General features: G+C 35.8%; 17 protein-coding genes. 5 read left to right on the forward strand and 12 right to left on the reverse strand.

Annotated elements, in window-relative coordinates; all coding sequences use genetic code 11:
• Positions 1 to 28: 28 nt before the first annotated feature.
• From rpoD to rpsU, 10 genes are all read right to left on the reverse strand, one after another.
• Positions 29 to 1,150, reverse strand: coding sequence for an RNA polymerase sigma factor RpoD (rpoD, locus tag H3R25_RS02680; protein ID WP_074425311.1), 1,122 nt, complete (start codon positions 1,148 to 1,150; stop codon positions 29 to 31).
• A complete protein-coding gene (dnaG, locus tag H3R25_RS02685) occupies positions 1,150 to 2,973 on the reverse strand; it encodes a DNA primase (RefSeq protein ID WP_198194236.1) in 1,824 nt (607 codons plus the stop codon). The genes rpoD and dnaG overlap by 1 nt, the downstream gene beginning before the upstream one ends.
• 21 nt (positions 2,974 to 2,994) lie before the next feature.
• Complete coding sequence (gene glyS, locus H3R25_RS02690; protein WP_198194237.1) at positions 2,995 to 5,064, reverse strand: glycine--tRNA ligase subunit beta; 2,070 nt, start codon at positions 5,062 to 5,064, stop codon at positions 2,995 to 2,997.
• Entirely contained in the window at positions 5,057 to 5,974 is a 918-nt protein-coding gene (glyQ, locus tag H3R25_RS02695) for a glycine--tRNA ligase subunit alpha (RefSeq protein WP_074425307.1), read from the reverse strand. The genes glyS and glyQ overlap by 8 nt, the downstream gene beginning before the upstream one ends.
• Positions 5,975 to 6,213: 239 nt before the next feature.
• Positions 6,214 to 6,969, reverse strand: coding sequence for a DNA repair protein RecO (gene recO, locus H3R25_RS02700; RefSeq protein WP_198194238.1), 756 nt, complete (start codon positions 6,967 to 6,969; stop codon positions 6,214 to 6,216).
• Positions 6,970 to 6,972: 3 nt separating this feature from the next.
• Positions 6,973 to 7,881 (reverse strand): GTPase Era, encoded by a 909-nt coding sequence (era, locus tag H3R25_RS02705; RefSeq protein WP_074425305.1) that lies wholly within the window; start codon positions 7,879 to 7,881, stop codon positions 6,973 to 6,975.
• Entirely contained in the window at positions 7,881 to 8,405 is a 525-nt protein-coding gene (gene ybeY / locus H3R25_RS02710; RefSeq protein ID WP_198194388.1) for an rRNA maturation RNase YbeY, read from the reverse strand. Before ybeY ends, era begins: the two co-directional genes overlap by 1 nt.
• A complete protein-coding gene (locus tag H3R25_RS02715) occupies positions 8,405 to 9,361 on the reverse strand; it encodes a PhoH family protein (protein WP_198194239.1) in 957 nt (318 codons plus the stop codon). The genes ybeY and H3R25_RS02715 overlap by 1 nt, the downstream gene beginning before the upstream one ends.
• A 17-nt stretch (positions 9,362 to 9,378) precedes the next feature.
• Positions 9,379 to 9,822 (reverse strand): GatB/YqeY domain-containing protein, encoded by a 444-nt coding sequence (locus tag H3R25_RS02720; RefSeq protein WP_046306943.1) that lies wholly within the window; start codon positions 9,820 to 9,822, stop codon positions 9,379 to 9,381.
• 133 nt (positions 9,823 to 9,955) lie between these two features.
• Complete coding sequence (gene rpsU / locus H3R25_RS02725) at positions 9,956 to 10,132, reverse strand: 30S ribosomal protein S21 (RefSeq protein ID WP_046306945.1); 177 nt, start codon at positions 10,130 to 10,132, stop codon at positions 9,956 to 9,958.
• A 178-nt stretch (positions 10,133 to 10,310) separates the two neighbouring features.
• On the opposite strand from rpsU, the gene H3R25_RS02730 reads away from it, so the two are divergent.
• The 3 genes from H3R25_RS02730 to H3R25_RS02740 all read left to right on the forward strand — a co-directional run bounded on the left by H3R25_RS02730 (position 10,311) and on the right by H3R25_RS02740 (position 12,900).
• Entirely contained in the window at positions 10,311 to 11,138 is an 828-nt protein-coding gene (locus tag H3R25_RS02730; RefSeq protein WP_046306951.1) for a pyruvate, water dikinase regulatory protein, read from the forward strand.
• Between the two features lie 120 nt (positions 11,139 to 11,258).
• Complete coding sequence (msrA, locus tag H3R25_RS02735) at positions 11,259 to 11,804, forward strand: peptide-methionine (S)-S-oxide reductase MsrA (protein WP_198194240.1); 546 nt, start codon at positions 11,259 to 11,261, stop codon at positions 11,802 to 11,804.
• Positions 11,805 to 12,021: 217 nt separating this feature from the next.
• Positions 12,022 to 12,900: a YitT family protein gene (locus tag H3R25_RS02740; protein ID WP_074425302.1), complete on the forward strand. Its 879-nt coding sequence runs from the start codon at positions 12,022 to 12,024 to the stop codon at positions 12,898 to 12,900.
• 48 nt (positions 12,901 to 12,948) lie between these two features.
• Here the strand turns inward: H3R25_RS02740 and msrB are convergent, their stop codons facing one another.
• Positions 12,949 to 13,380, reverse strand: a complete 432-nt coding sequence (gene msrB / locus H3R25_RS02745; RefSeq protein ID WP_187157947.1) for a peptide-methionine (R)-S-oxide reductase MsrB — start codon at positions 13,378 to 13,380, stop codon at positions 12,949 to 12,951.
• A 147-nt stretch (positions 13,381 to 13,527) separates the two neighbouring features.
• On the opposite strand from msrB, the gene H3R25_RS02750 reads away from it, so the two are divergent.
• Entirely contained in the window at positions 13,528 to 14,724 is a 1,197-nt protein-coding gene (locus tag H3R25_RS02750; protein ID WP_198194241.1) for an aminotransferase class I/II-fold pyridoxal phosphate-dependent enzyme, read from the forward strand.
• A 78-nt stretch (positions 14,725 to 14,802) separates the two neighbouring features.
• Complete coding sequence (gene tpx / locus H3R25_RS02755; RefSeq protein WP_198194242.1) at positions 14,803 to 15,297, forward strand: thiol peroxidase; 495 nt, start codon at positions 14,803 to 14,805, stop codon at positions 15,295 to 15,297.
• Between the two features lie 704 nt (positions 15,298 to 16,001).
• Here tpx and galE read toward each other — a convergent pair.
• Positions 16,002 to 17,024: a UDP-glucose 4-epimerase GalE gene (gene galE / locus H3R25_RS02760; RefSeq protein WP_198194243.1), complete on the reverse strand. Its 1,023-nt coding sequence runs from the start codon at positions 17,022 to 17,024 to the stop codon at positions 16,002 to 16,004.
• Positions 17,025 to 17,068: the final 44 nt, after the last annotated feature.

Raw genomic sequence — 17,068 nt, forward strand, 5'->3', positions numbered from 1 at the left:
TCAAAAACTTGTCTTTTTGTTTAGCTATTTAATCTAAGAAATCACGCAACTGATTTGAACGACTCGGATGACGCAACTTACGTAGTGCTTTTGCTTCAATTTGTCTGATTCTCTCTCTTGTGACGCCAAAAACCTTACCAACTTCTTCAAGTGTTCTTGTCCGACCATCATCAAGACCAAAACGCAAGCGCAGAACATTTTCTTCACGATCTGTTAAAGTATCGAGTACCTCTTCTAGCTGCTCCTTGAGCATCTCATATGAAGCATGTTGTTCAGGACTAGTTGCATCTTTATCTTTAATAAAGTCACCTAAATGGGAATCATCTTCTTCACCAATTGGTGTTTCCAAAGAAACAGGTTCTTGAGCAATTTTTAGTATGTCGCGCACTTTAGAAGTTGGCATATCCATTTCAGCACCAATTTCTTCTGGAGTTGGCTCACGACCTAAGTCTTGCAACAATTGTCTTTGAATTCTAATCAGCTTATTGATTGTTTCAACCATGTGAACTGGAATTCTAATTGTTCGAGCCTGATCAGCAATTGCACGAGTAATGGCTTGACGAATCCACCAAGTAGCATAAGTCGAAAACTTAAAGCCAAGACTGTAATCAAACTTGTCAACGGCTTTCATTAGACCCATGTTTCCTTCTTGAATTAAGTCAAGGAATGACATACCACGACCAACATAGCGTTTTGCAATTGAGACAACTAAACGTAAGTTAGCCTCAGCTAATTCTTGCTTAGCCTCTTCGTCGCCTTTTTCAATTCGTTTTGCAAGAGCAATTTCCTGATCTGCGTTAAGAAGTGGAACACGTCCAATTTCCTTCAAGTACATTCTTACTGGATCGTTCATCCTGACGCTTGAAGGGGCTGACATATCTTTTAGTTCAGCCTTTTCAACATCTTTTTGCTTCTTCAAAGCTAGTTTGGATGGATCACCATTTTCATCAACTATACTGATGCCGTTATCTTCAAACTCTTGAACTAATTGATCGACTGCTTTTCCCTCTAAATCATAGGGCTTAACCAAACGATTAACAAATTCAGTTTCAGTAATTGATTTATCTTTCTTAACCGCTTTAACAACCTCTTGTACTACTTTATCTAAAGATGGTTGTTCTTTTTCGCTAGTGCTTTTCTTTTCTGTCACTATAAAGCCCCCCTCTGCCCTTGAATTCTCTTTAACTGTAAAATTTGTTGCGTAATAGACATTATTTTGTCCGTATCCATAGTTCTCTTTGCATCTTGAAGTTCATTCATCAACTTATTCAGTTGCTTGTCAACTTGACGCATTTCTAAAGCATAGATTTGTTCACAAATCTCACGGTCTGAAAAATCCTGCGGCATATCTGCCATTTCGGCATTAACTATTATACCTTGAAGTTGTTCAGGAATAAAATTTAAAAAACTATTTACTGTCGGTTTTTCATGAGTTTCGCTGAAATTTAACCATAATTCCGCTAATTTTTGATAATCGGAATCAGGAAATAAGAACTTGTTCTGCAAAAGATAATCGCGAGCATGCTCCGAATGAATGAATAAGTACAATAGCCTTGTTTGGACTGGATCATTCTTAATAGCAATATCTTGATGATACTCTGGTGCTGGACCGTCATCTTGTTGAAATTCTGCTTCACTTAGAATTTGTCCGCCTGTATGTTGCTTAGCAGTATTAAATTGACGACGATATTTTAGCAAATTCACTTTTAATGAATCTTTAGAAACATTCTGCTGCTGAGCAATTCTATCCAGATATAAATCTTGTTCAACTGGATTTGAGAGCTGCGCAATTTCTTGCATAGCTTCGTCAAGATACGCAAGCTTCTGCCGATCATTATCTAAGTTATATTTCTTAGCAAGTCGCTTTAAGAAAAAGTCAGTCGGTGTTAATGCGCCTTTGATCTGTTCTTGATATTTTTCAACACCATATTTTTGAACATATTCATCAGGATCAAGTTTTTCTGGTAGAACAACAACACCCAAGTCAAAGCCACCAGCTTTATTAAACAGTTTAACTGCTCGTTCTTCCGCATGCACTCCTGGATCATCACCATCATAATTAATAATGATATTCTTAGTGATTCGTTTTAACATGTAAACTTGCTGGTCGGTTAAGCTTGTACCCATTGACGCAATACCTGACTTTACGCCAGCTTTATATGCTGCAATTACGTCCATATATCCTTCATACAAAACTAAGTGATTTTCAGATCTAGCCGCCTTTTTCGCCTCTGAAAAATGAAATAGGACTTGTGATTTCTCAAAAACTTTTGTCTCAGGACTATTGATATACTTTGCCTCAGTTTTATCCGTTGATAACCGCCTACCTGAAAAGCCTACTGCATAGTCGCCCTCATTTGTAAGAGTAAACATTAATCGATCTCTAAAGCGATCGAACATCTCACCGCTCTTAGACTGAACAAATAAACCGCTTGCTAATAAATCTTCATCGCGATAGTCCTTACCACGTAAATACGTTAAGAGAAGATTATTCTGTTTCGGTGCGTATCCGATACGAAAATGATTTAAAATCTCATCACTCAAGTCTCTTTCACGTGCATATTCAAGACCACGTTTACCAGCATTAGTTGAAATTAAGACCCGATGATAAAAATCAGCAGCTTCCTCATTTATTTTAATTAAAATATTGGAATATTTTGGCTTTTGTTGACCATATTCACCAATTTCAATATGTGCAAAATCAGCAACCTTTTGCACGCTTTCCGGAAAAGTTAAATTTTCTTTTTCCATTAAGAAGGTAAAAACATTGCCGCCTTTACCACAACCAAAGCACTTGAAGAATTGTTTTCCTTCATTGACTGTAAAGGAAGGTGTTTTTTCTTCGTGGAATGGGCAAAGACCAATATAATCTTTTCCCTTTTTTTCTAGTGAAACGTATTGACTGATGACATTAACAATATTGACGTTCTCACGTACCTTGCTAATCGTCTCTTCAGGTATCAATCCAGCCATCTTTTCACCTACTTTGATAAATTATTTAATGACTAACTTACTTAAGTCACCTAAATGTTCAGCAAGTTGTGCCACTGCACCTAATTGATTTAATCGGTTATTCTTAATTGCTTCATCCTTATCCAAAATCATATTGTTTTCAAAGTAGAAATTGATAACTGGTTGCAATTTAACAAAACCATCATAAAGCTGCGTTAAATCAGTTAAGTCTTGCAAATTGTTCACACCAGAGTAAAGTTCTTTTTCACTCTCGTTAACAAACAAGTCTGGATTAACGACATTATTTCCTTTATGCTTAGCCTTTTTCAAAATATTATTGATTCTAATTAGACTTTCAACAACAGGTCTAAACTGTTCATCATCATGATGTAGCTGCAAGACATTGGCCGCTGCCAAAATTTGAATTGGATCCTGTTGACTTGATGCAAGCACTGCATCGATAATGTCATATTTGTAGTTGTTTTTAGTCAGATACTGGTTAATCCGGTCACGGATAAAAGATGCAATTTTTGCTTCTTTTTCATCCGACTTAGGTAATTTAGCTGGTGTTTTTCCATTCAATGCAGAAACAAGTTCAGGCAAAACTTTATTGAAGGCTAATGACCACTTTTGATTAATTAAAATACGTACAATTCCATAGGCGTAACGACGTAAGGCGTAAGGATCATTAGATGAAGTTGGAATCATATCTACAGCAAAGAAAGTGATGATTGTATCAAGTTTGTCAGCAACTGAAAGTAATGAACCTACTACAGTTTGTGGCAACTCACCTTCTGAAGTGGTTGGCATGTAATGTTCTTTGATTGCAACCGCAACATCATCTTTTTCACCGGCAAGTTTTGCATAGTGCATACCCATTACACCTTGTAATTCAGCAAATTCACCAACCATTTGAGTTACAAGATCAAATTTATACAATTCACTAGCACGATCAAAGTCCTTGATAGTTTGTTCATCAAGATTCCATTGTTTTGCGAGGTAGTCACCAATTATACGTACACGTTCCATTTTTTCAGACATAGAACCAATTTTGTCATGGAAAGAAACATTCTTAAGCTTGTCAACAAAATGACTAAGAGGATATTTACGGTCTTCATCGTAGAAAAATTGTGCGTCATCTAATCTAGCAACTAAAACTTTTTCGTTCCCGGAAATAACATTCTCTAAGTAATCCTTATTTCCATTTCGTACAGAAATAAAATGATTAATTAATTGGGTATCTTGATTATAAACTTCAAAGTAACGTTGGTTATCCTTCATTGAAGTAATTAATACTTCTTGAGGCATTTCAAGATACTTTTTATCAAAGGAGCCAGCAAAGACAGTTGGATATTCAACCAAATTGGTTACTTCTTCAAGTAAGTTAGCATCCATCTTGATTTTCCAGTTGTTTTGTTTAACTAGCTCATTCATTTGGTCAACTATCATTTCTTTACGCTTTTTAGCGTCAGCAATGACAAATTGATCTCTTAAAGCATCTTCATAATCATCGGCATTGGCTAAAACAACTGAATCGCCTAAAAAGCGGTGACCTTCAGTCTTTCGACCTGCAGTGATATCAAGAATTTGAACAGGAACGACCTCATTGCCAAGCAAAGAAACCAACCAGTGAATTGGTCGAACAAATTCAAAGTCATTTGAACCGCCCCAACGCATTTTAGTTGGGAAAGTCATTGCCTTAATAATGTCACTCATACCTAAAAGAATGTCAGTAGCTTTCCTACCTTCTTTTTGGACATGGACATATGCATATTCTGTCCCTTTTAGTTCTTCAAAGTAAATATCATCAGTAGTCATATTTTGACCACGAACGAAACCTTGAGCTGCCTTGGTCCAATTTTTATCTTGATCCAAAGCAATTTTCTTAGCAGGTCCCTTTTTTATTTCATCAATATCTTCTTGCTTTTCAGCCAAATCCTCAACCAAAATAGTTAATCGACGTGGTGTAGAAAAAGTTTTGATATCCTTAAACTTTAAGCCATTTTCTTTCAAGAACTTTTGAGTTCTGTCAGCAAGTTGTTTAACGCTTTTTGCAACAACATGTGCTGGCATTTCTTCTGTTCCAATTTCAAATAAATAGTCTTTAGTCATTTTCAAGCCCCGCTTTCTTGTCTTCTGCGCTTTTCAGTAAAGGGAAGCCTCTTTTTTCTCGTTCTTCAACAAAGCATACAGCCACTTCATGGGCCATATTTCTAATTCTAGCTAAATATCCTGCACGTTCTGTAACAGAGACTGCTCCCCGAGCGTCTAGCAAATTAAAGGTATGTGAGCACTTCAAAATATAGTCGTAAGCTGGTTGAACTAGATTTAACTTGATTAGTTCTTTCGCTGTTCTTTCGTATACGTCAAAGAACTTCAACAAGTCATCTTGATTAGATTCTTCAAAAGCATATTTAGAGTTTTCGTATTCTGCTTCTTTAAAGATGTCACGATATAAAACGCCATTTCCCCATTCCAAGTCAAAAACGGAGTTTACATCTTGGATATAGGAAGCAAGTCGTTCAACACCATATGTAATTTCGCTCATAGTTGGTTTAACATCAAGTTCACCAACAGTTTGGAAATAAGTAAATTGACTTACTTCCATTCCGTCAAGCCAGACTTCCCAACCAACACCAGCACAACCCATTGATGGGTTTTCCCAGTTATCTTCAACAAAACGAATATCATGCTCTAAGGGATTGATACCCAAAACCTTAAGACTATCTAAGTAGTATTGCTGAATTTGGTCAGGAGCAGGTTTAATAACTACCTGAAATTGGTGGTGTTGAAATAAACGATTAGGATTGTCACCATAGCGTCCATCAGCGGGACGTCTAGAAGGCTCAACATAACATGCGGCCCATGGTTCAGGTCCAACAGCCCTTAAAAAAGTATATGGACTCATGGTACCAGCACCTTTTTCAACATCGTAAGATGGCATTACCATACATCCCTTAGAAGACCAAAACTCTTCTAATTTAAAAATCATGTCTTGAATTGTTATTTTTTTCTGTGCCATTTTTCTTCCTCCCTGCATCAGGCCATAAAAAAAGCCTATGCAACACTGCATAGGGACGATTTATCGCGGTTCCACCCTAATTCAGGGATATTTCCCTGCTCTTAATTAGTTTGACTAGAGGTGCCGTTTCCCAGATGTCCTTCCACTATCTAACATTCGCTTTACTGGTACTTTTTTTAATCCTCATCTTCGTCAAAATACAATAGTATTTTACCATAATCATATTTTAATCTAAAGGATTAGGTAAATAAATTAAGTTCATCAAGAAACTTTTTTGTCTTTAAGTTTAAATCAATAGTTTCTTGATATATTCGATCAATTGCTCTTCGTGTAGCTTTTTTTGTATCCTGATTAATTTTTATTGTGCCTAAACGTGAAAATGGTATTAAGCCGATCGTTCTTAGAACTGCAGTTTCTTTTGGCTGCAAATGTAATCGGGTAGTATCAGTATAGAAGTGATTGCTACAAATGATTCCACCCTTAACAATTGAATAATCAAAGTCACCAGTCTCTTTACCACAAATTACACAATGACGCAGTTCAGGTTCAACTCCATAAGCTGCTAAAAGTTGCATTTGGATTGTCTGAGTAATCATTTCAGCATCCTCACCATCATTGATCTTTGTAAGAGCTAGACTTGTTAATTCATAGTACTTACCTAAATCCTGATACTCGACAAAAGCATGGTCAACTAAATCCAAAATAAATGAGGCATAGGCATTTTTGGTTAGATTATTAAAGATGCCGTCAAACTGCTTAACATTTTTATAGGTGCGAAGATTGCTTAGTCCTTGTCCAGAAGAAACAATCACATATGTACCGTAAGAAAAGTTAAGCAGACTCGCACCTAATTTAGACTTAGGCTTAAGTGCACCACGAGCAATCATTGTAATAATCCCGCTATTTTTCGTTATTATTTTAGCTAAAAGGTCTGCCTCATGAAATTTTTGACGTTTAAAGATGATTCCTTGTACTTCTTTTAGCTCTTTACTCATTTTTTACGAAAGATCCTTGGAATTATAACCGATTTGCTTCAAAAATCTTGGATCAGAGCGCCAGTTTCGCTGAACTTTTACCCATAGCTTAAGATTAACTTTTTCACCTAGGAGTTCTTCAATTTGTTTGCGCGACTTAATGCCAATCTGTTTTAACATGGCACCACCCTTACCAATGATGATGCCTTTTTGACCACTTTTTTCAACATAAATTGTTGCTTCAATTTGTAGCTTGTTATTTTCATGTTGATTCATTCGCTCAACCCAAACAGCTGCAGCATGCGGAACTTCTTCAGCGGTCAATTTTAAGATCTGCTCCCGAATCAGTTCAGCAACCATGAAGTATTCTGGACGATCTGTAATTTGTTCAGGATCGTAATAATCTGGTCCTTCAGGCAAATATTCACGCAATACTTCGATTAAGTCAGCAATTCCAATGCCTTGAGTAGCAGATATTGGTAAAAACTCTTTGAAAACATCAAGCTTGTGATACTCATCAATTATTGGCAAAAGTTCATTAGGATTAACTTGATCAACCTTGTTGATAAGTAAAAGGATCGGAACATTTACTTTTTTAAGCTGTTCGATAATATACTCATCACCGCGCCCCATTTTTTCTGGTTCCACCATAAACAAGATTAAGTCGACATCTTTTAGGCTTGAAAGACTTGCCTTATCCATATAGTCGTCAAGTTCTAAATGTGGCTTAAAAATTCCTGGTGTATCAACAAAGACAACCTGCATATCGTCTGTAGTATATATACCGGAGATCTTGTTTCTGGTTGTTTGCGGCTTATTAGAAGTAATTGCCACTTTTTGACCAACTAAAAAGTTCATCAAAGTCGATTTGCCAACGTTTGGTCGCCCAACTAGGGCCACAAAACCTGATTTATTTTTTGTTTCTTGAGACATTATTTACCTCTGCCTTCATCCAATTGATCAGGGTATAATGGCAAGCCATAAGTTTCCAAAACTTTGCCCTGAATGCCAAACATTTCTTTTGCTTCCACTGGATCGATGTGGTCAAAACCATTAAGATGTAGGAAACCATGAACAAGTGTATAGCCAAATTCACGATTCCAGCCCGTGCCATATTCTTCACTATGACGCTTGATTACACTAGGACACATAAAAAGATCACCGATGTCTTCGCGAAATTCAGGATCGTCGCTGAAAATAGCCAAATCCAAATTATCGCCCCCATCTTCAATGGCAAATGAAATTACATCTGTTGGGCGATCTTTTCCACGATATTTTTTATTAATTTCTTGGCTACGCTCCTCGTCAACAAAATTAATACTCATTTCTAAATTGGTGTCTTTGCCAATTTCCTTTTTAGCAAGTAACAAAAGCTTAGAAATCCAATCTTCCCAATTTTCATTACTATCTTTTAAAAAGCCAACCTCATCGTTATAGGTAATATCGATTGGTGTAATCAATGTTTTTCTTCTTCCTTTTCGTACGCACTGATAATTTTAGCAACAACTGGATGTCTTACAACGTCATTAGCTGAGAAATGAATAAACTTAATTTGATTAATATTCTTTAAGATATGTTGAGCATCAATTAAGCCACTACGTTGACGACCAGGTAAATCGACTTGCGTCATATCGCCGTTAACAATCATTTTTGAATTAAAGCCAAGTCTAGTTAGAAACATTTTCATTTGTGCATCAGTCGTGTTTTGTGCTTCATCTAAAATTACAAAAGCATCATCGAGTGTACGGCCACGCATATAAGCCAAAGGTGCAACTTCTATTACCCCACGCTCCATTAAATGATCTGTTGTATTCGTTCCTAAAATTGAGTAGAGAGAATCATAGATTGGACGCAAATACGGGTCAACTTTTTCTTTCAAATCACCAGGCAAAAAGCCAAGTGATTCCCCTGCTTCAACGGCAGGTCTAGTAAGAACAATCTTAGATACTTCACCCTTTTTAAAAGCTGCTACTGCGCAAACAACTGCCAAAAAAGTCTTTCCAGTACCAGCTGGACCGATACCAAAAACAACGTCATTCTTTTCAATCGCTTCAACATATTGTTTCTGTCCCATATTTTTGATTCTAATCGGTTTACCTTTAGCATCACGAATTAGAATTTGTTTGTAAAGATCAGGGAAATACTCAATTGTGCCTTTTTCAGCCATTTTCATTGCACTAACAACATCTGGAGCACTAATATTAATATTAGCACTAACAATGTTGTCAAGAGCTTTCAAAACAGCCAGCGTCTTTTTAATACTATCGTCATTGCCTTCAATCACGATTTGATTTCCGGTATCAACAATTGCTGCATCGTATCCTTCGCCCAGTATGCTTAAGTTTCTATCATTAACCCCTACAAGTTTTTGAATATTTTCAGCATTTTTAGGAATAAAAGTAGTTTGAGCCAAATAATTGCTCCTTTTCTTTAGTTAAGGTGATTGCGAACTGCGTCAGAAGCTACTTTACCATCAGCTTTACCCTTAATTTTTGGCATGAGCACTTTCATTACTTTGCCAAATTCAGATTTACTTGTTGCACCTGCTTCTTTAATTGATTCAGTAACAAGGTCCTCAAGTTCTTCTTTTGAAAGTTGTTTTGGCATATAGCTTTCAACAACAGCAAGTTCTTTCTTAGTATCTTCAGCTAAATCTTCACGTTTAGCTTTTGTAAAGTCTTCGATTGATTCTTCACGTTGTTTTTTCTCACGGTTGAGAACTGTTAGTTCTTCATCTGGGGTAAGATCATGACCAACCTTAATCTTTTCGTTCATTAAAGCAGACTTAATCATTCTTACGGTATTCAATTTAATCTTATCGCGAGATTTCATTGCTTCTTTCATGTCAGACATTATTTGTTCAGATAAACTCAAAGTAAACTCCCTCTTTCTAAAAAGTATAGCTAAATTATACCAAATTCTATAAGTAATGATTAGCAAATTAGCAATAAAACTAGTATTTGTGGCACAAAAAAACTTCTATCAGCTTGATAGAAGTTTTTGGTTATTAATAATGCTTACGCTTCCGAGCTGCTTCAGATTTCAGCTTTCTGCGGACACTAGGTTTTTCATAAAACTCACGTTTACGGTATTCTTGCAAAGTACCACTTCTTGAAACGGAACGTTTGAAACGACGAAGAGCATCATCAATAGACTCGTTTTCGTGAACGACTGTCTTGGCCATATGTGATCCCTCCTTCCATTTCTTGACGTTACCGCCATACATTTATATCAATTATATCAAACCATCCTCCACGGTCAATACAAAAGAGCAATATTTTTTGCGATTTCTTATTTTTTTCTACTAAATCTGTAAAAGATTTTTATTAAAATGTATAATTAAAATAAAAAAGGAGCAAATAATGGCTGAAAATACACCAAAAAAAGAAGTTAACATAGTAATTATTTCCGATTCTGCGGGAGATACAGCGTTTAATAATGCAGTTGCTGCTGCAGCCCAATTCCCTGATGCAGAAATCAACTATCGTAGATACCCATTTATTATTAGCAAGGAAAAGCTTGAAGAAACATTTAAAGAAATTGAGCAATATCCAAATCTAATTCTCATCTACAGTTTAGTAAAAGATGAAATGCAGATTCCAGTTATTAGGTTTGTACGTGAACATCATATTGAGAGCATCGATATTCTTTCCCCTGCTGTCGAAGCAATCCAAAAGGTTACTGGACTTCGTCCACAAATGAAAGTTGGTGCGCAACATAAAATGAATCAAAAATACTTTGATCGTATTTCTGCGATGGAATTTGCAGTTATGTACGATGATGGTAAAGATCCGAAAGGATTTTTGGAAGCTGACGTTGTGCTACTGGGCGTTTCAAGAACCTCCAAAACCCCACTTTCCTTGTTCTTAGCAAATAAAAATTTGAAAGTTGCTAATCTTCCTTTAGTTCCTGATACTCATATTCCTAAAGAAATATATCAGGTGGATCCAAAGAAAATTATCGGTCTCACAAATGATTTATCTGTTCTAAACGAAATTAGACGTCAACGAATGATTTCTTATGGCTTAAACCCAGACACCACTTATTCAAATACTGATGCAATTAAGGCTGAGCTTGACTCTGCTCAAAAGCTCTACGATAAATTGGGCTGCTTTGTCATCAATGTTGCCCATCGATCAATAGAAGAAACTGCTGCTTTGATTTTAGACCACTTGGGTATCGAAGACTAATTAATATTGAAGCTATTTTGAATTCTTACGTAAACCCTATTGCTTGCGGACTATTGCTCCTTGAAATACAATTAGTCTAATTATCAATTTAAGTGCTTTTTAAAAAGAAAGTGTGAACATATGACTAACAAACAATCTGACAATCACGGCTTTGATACAGCAATATTTGCTGGTGGTTGTTTTTGGTGTATGGTAAAGCCATTCGACTCCTTACCCGGAATCAAAAAAGTTGTTTCTGGCTACACCGGTGGTCACGTTGCTAATCCAACATATGAAGAAGTTTGCTCTGGAACAACTGGACATACTGAAGCGGTAGAGATTACTTTCGATCCTGAAATTATGCCATATGCTCAATTACTACAATACTATTGGCAAGTAACTGATCCTACTGATGCTTCCGGTCAATTTCAAGATCGTGGTGATAATTATCGTCCGGTAATTTTTTATAATTCTCCTGCGCAAAAAGAGGCAGCTGAAAAATCTAAGGCCGATTTACAAAATAGTAATAAATTTTCTGATCCGATTGTCACAAGTATTGAACCGGCTAGTCCCTTTTACCCAGCTGAAGAATATCACCAAGACTTTTATAAAAAAGATCCACTTAGATACCAACTAGAAGAATCCGGTGGTCGTGATGCCTTTATAAAAGAACATTGGCAAGATTAATTTTAAAATCTTAGAAATTGAGATTATTTCAAGTAATAATAGTGTTAGTATAAAGTGCAACGGTTTTAGATAAAGTTCAGTGAGCTTAAGCTAAAAGCAATTTTGCATTTATCAAGCAATCAGTCTAAAACCTGGTTGCTTTTTTGTTAAAATTAATTGCTGAAACTGATATTATGACCGAATTGATGTTGCTAAATTATAAAGGACTCAAAATTTAATGGACAAACTAGATACTTTCAATAGGCGTTACAGCCTACTTTCCAAAATCTCCGCTTCTTTTTTCTATTCATTAGCAGTTGCAATTGCCTTAAATTTCTTTTGGCAGCCTGGCCATATGTATTCATCGGGAATTACCGGTTTTGCACAGTTGATTAATACGCTGAGTTCACGTTTTTTACCCTTCACTTTATCAACGTCTGTAATGTACTTTGCGTTAAACTTACCATTACTTTTAATTGCATGGCTTAAAATAGGTCATAAATTCACCTTGTTTACAATAATCACAGTCATCTTGGGCTCGATTATGATGCGTGTAATTCATCCAATAGATATGCATGTAGACCCATTAGTTTGTGCACTTTTTGGTGGCATGATCAATGGTATGGGAACCGGATTTGCACTAAAGAACGGGATTTCAACTGGTGGACTAGATATTATTGGCATTGTGATTCGGAAAAAAACCGGTGCAAGCTACGGTAAGGTTAGCATTATGATCAATTTGATTATTATTGCTGCGGCGGGCTTTGCTTTTGGCTGGAATCGCGCCTTATATTCTGCTTTGACAATTTTTATCAACGGACGAGTAATAGATGCAATTTATACCCAACATCAAAAATTGCAAGTTACAATTGTCACTGATCAGCCTCAGGCAATTATTGATGGTATTCAGGAAAAGATGCACCGTGGGATCACAATTTTTCATGATGTTGAAGGAGCCTATAGTCATATTGAGAAAAAAGTTTTGATTACAGTCATTGATCGTTACGATATGTACGACGTTTTACAAATCGTTAAGAAAAGTGATCCCTATGCTTTCATGAGTGTCACTGAAGTAGAAAAAGTATATGGTAGCTTTAAGGAACAAGAAATTGTTTAAACTAAAAACTGCACTTCAATAATTGAAATGCAGTTTTTTATTGCCTTTTTAGTCAAAAAGCCTCTTGTATTCACCGTAACCTTTTTCTTCAAGTTCATCATATGGAATGAAAGTTAAAGCCGATGAATTAATGCAGTACCTCAAACCACCTTGGTCGACTGGCCCATCATTGAATACGTGTCCTAAATGTGAGTCAGCGTCTGGACTCTTTACTTCTGTACGTTCCATGCCTAGCGACTGATCGCGATTGTAAACTAATTTTTTTATTGGCTTTGTAAAACTTGGCCAACCACAGCCAGCATCATATTTATCTTCACTAGAAAACAGAGGTTCTCCGGAAACGACATCAACGTAAATGCCCTTTTGATAGAAATCATCGTACTTGCCCTTAAAAGGATAATCAGTTGCGGCGTGTTGAGTAACTTCAAATTGGTCTTTTGACAGGTTTTTTAGTCTTTCGTTTTTCTTTTCTTGATCCATTTTTTCACCTTCTAAATCAACTATAACAAAGTTTCTTTTAATAACCAGTCATAAAGCTTAATAAATTAATGTTAATTTATACTTTTCCTCGAACGATACTAGGTTATAATTGTATCTGAATAAAAAAATTAAGAAAGGTTCGTTTTTATGCCAACTTTAGCAAAAAGTTTATCCAATACAATTAACAAAAAGATTAATGAAATTCCAAAATCAGAAATTCGTGCCTTCAGCAATAAAATTTCACAGATTCCAGGAATTATTAAACTGACTGTCGGTGAGCCAGATCTTCAAACACCCGAACGCATAAAACGAGCCGCGATTGAAGATATAAAAAGTGATGACTCACACTATGCACCTGAGGCTGGTAAGAAAGAGTATTTAAACGCTGTAAGTAGATATTTGGATGATAGTCTAGGTGTTTATTACAATCCAGCCAATGAAATTTGTGCTACTGTCGGAGTTACAGCAGCACTGAATGTTGCATTGATGTCCGTACTTAACCCTGGCGACAAGGTAATTGTTCCAACACCCGTTTGGGGCGTTTATTTTGGAATTATTAAAATGGCTGGTGGTATTCCGGTTGAAGTTGAAACTTCAGAAGATAATTTCATTTTGACGGCTAACCATTTAAAGCAAGTAATGGAAAATGAGGGCAAAGGTGCTAAGGCAATAGTTATTACTGATCCTTCAAATCCAACTGGTCGAGTATATGATAAAGAAGAACTTGAGCAGTTGGCTAAGGTTATTACAGACTACAATTTGTTTGCACTTAGTGACGAAATATATGCGGAATTAACCTATAACGACAAGAAGCACTATTCACTTTCGCAAATTATTCCAGAACGTACTCTTATACTCTCTGGTTTATCAAAAAGCTTTGCAATGACTGGTTGGAGAATTGGCTATATTGCTGGTCCAGCCGAAATTATGAAGACAGTTGTTAAAGTAAGTTCCTTCTTAATTACTTCTGTAACAGATAACGTACAGATTGCCGCTGCTAAAGCATTAGAAGATGGTGAGCAAGACTATGAAGAAGCACGCGCAATATACGAAAAGCGTCTTCACATCATTCAAACGGGTCTTGAAAAGAATGGTTTTACCATGGCAACACCTGAAGGTGCTTTCTACATTTTTGCTAAAATCCCTGAACATTTTGGCTCAGATGATGTTGCATTTGCAACTGATTTGGCAAATAAGGCAAAAGTTGGTGTTGTTCCTGGAAGCTACTTTGGTGAAGGTGGAGAGGGCTATGTTCGTCTCTCCTACGCCTCTTCTGAAGAACACTTGAGAATGGCAGTTGAAAGAATTACCAACTATGTGGACGACGTTCTAGAGAAAGAATAAACTTATTGTTTGGGTATCTCCTCTTTTTTGAGTTAAAATAAGTAGTGTTATATTATTTATATAAGGGAGATTTATTTAATGAAAATCACAATGAAAAACGAACCATTAACAACTAATGGTCAACCACCTGTTGTTGGTGAAAAGTTACCTGATTTTGAAGTTAAAAAGGCTGATGGATCAATGGTTAAGATGGCTGATTTAATTACTAAGCCAACTTTGATTAGTGTTGTACCAAACATTAACACTAGTGTCTGCAGTATTTCAACCAAGCGCTTTAATGGTGAAGTAGATAAGTATGAAGGCATTGACTTCTATACTGTTTCTACTAACACTCCTGAAGAACAAAAAGACTGGTGTGCTGCTGAAGGTGTTGCTAAAATGGAACTACTATCAGATGAACAGCTTGACTTTGGTAAGAAGATGGGATTATACATTGAGTCAGCTGGTATTGATTCTAGAAGCATTTGGATTGTTGATGGCAATCAAGAAGTTATCTATCAAGAACTAATTCAAGAAATGACTAATGAGCCAAATTACAGCGCAGCTCTAGCTTTCTTAGATAATTTGAAGTAAGAAAAAAGCAACTTGCTATTGATGCGAACCCTAAATTAGGACATTTTATATTAGCTGTTAACTGAGGACTAACTACGATATTCAATCGAAGTTAGTCCTTTTAGCTTGATTGTTGATTAATTTTAATTCTGGTGACCTTGAGGAGCGACTTATTATGATAACATCAATCAAACCACACAGCGATTCATAGAGGAATCCCCTAAGCGTTGGCTAATTGTGCTGTGAAAATGGATATCATGATATTAAACTCAAAAATGTAACGCCTCATAACAAAAGTGAACAATTATTCAATTAAAAAAGTCATCGTTTCTAGTAAGAATAACAGGCTAGCGAGCTTTTTCTTCGTCATCTTCAAAGTAATTAATGATATTTACATATTAGAAGGCGCACCCAGCAGCTTCATGGATTGTAAACAAGCAGGATTTTATGACAAAACTAAAAAGACTAACACAACCTGAATATCAGGTGTTAGTCTTCAATTATAATATTAAGCTTGTCTTAGATTTAGAAATATATCAAATTCTTGCAGCATTTTTTAAGTCATTATAGGAAATAACAATCCTACAATCCAAAATACCCCCTATTTGCTAGAGACATTCTGTCCATTTCCGCTATTCATAAAGGATAAGGCGTCAATTCAAAGTTTTTATTTTGTTACTTTACCATTTTAAATTATCAAAATAAAAACTTTGATTCAATCATAGTTATTTACTTTCATAGCCATTAGGATGGCTTGATTGCCATTTCCATGTGTCTCTACACATTTCATCTAAATTCTTTGTTTGCTGCCACTTTAATAAATGATTGGCTTTTTTAGAATCAGCTCTTAACTCTGGAACATCCCCTGGTCTTCTTCCGATAATTTCATAGTTTATTTTTTTACCAGTACACTTTTCAAACGCATGAACAATATCAAATACGCTATATCCTGACCCACTGCCTATATTGAAAACCTCATAACCATTAGGAGATTCATCTAATTTTCGAAGTGCACACACAAAGGCTTCCGCTAAATCCATTACATGCAAATAGTCTCTAATACAAGTGCCATCTTTGGTAGGATAATCATTTCCAAATACTTTCAATTTTTCAATTTTTCCAATAGCAACTTGAGCAATAAAAGGAGCTAAATTTTTGGGAATTCCACTAGGCTCTTCCCCAATTTCTCCACTTGGATGAGCACCTAAAGGATTGAAAAAGCGTAAACTAATTGAATTTAGTTTTTCCTTTGACAAATCTTTCATAATACTTTCAATTATAGCCTTGGTATTAGCATAAGGGCTTTCAGGCTTTATCGCTTCATCTTCTGTAATAGGAATTTTATTAGGGTCTCCATATACAGTTGCTGATGAAGCAAATACAAAATTATCGATATTAAATTCTTTCATTAAGCTCAATACATTCAATGTACTAATCAAGTTATTATCATAATACATTAACGGATTTTTTACTGACTCACCAACGGCTTTGTATGCAGCAAGATGAATTACTGCATCGAATTTATTTTCAGCAAATACATTTTCTAGCTCTGCTTTATTTAACAAATCAATTCTATAAAACTTTGCAGTTTTTTTCGTTAGTTTTTTAATACTATCTAATACTTCAACACTAGAGTTGCTCAAATTATCTATAACTGTAACTTCATAACCACTTTCCAACAGTCTTAAAACTGTATGGGAGCCTATATATTCTGTTCCACCTGTGACTAAAACTTTATTTATTTTCATAGTTATTTTACCTCTATTTTAAATTCGGATATTTTTGTTATAAC

It is taken from the genome of Lactobacillus sp. M0390 (genome assembly GCF_016102085.1).
GTDB classification, from domain to species: domain Bacteria; phylum Bacillota; class Bacilli; order Lactobacillales; family Lactobacillaceae; genus Lactobacillus; species Lactobacillus apis.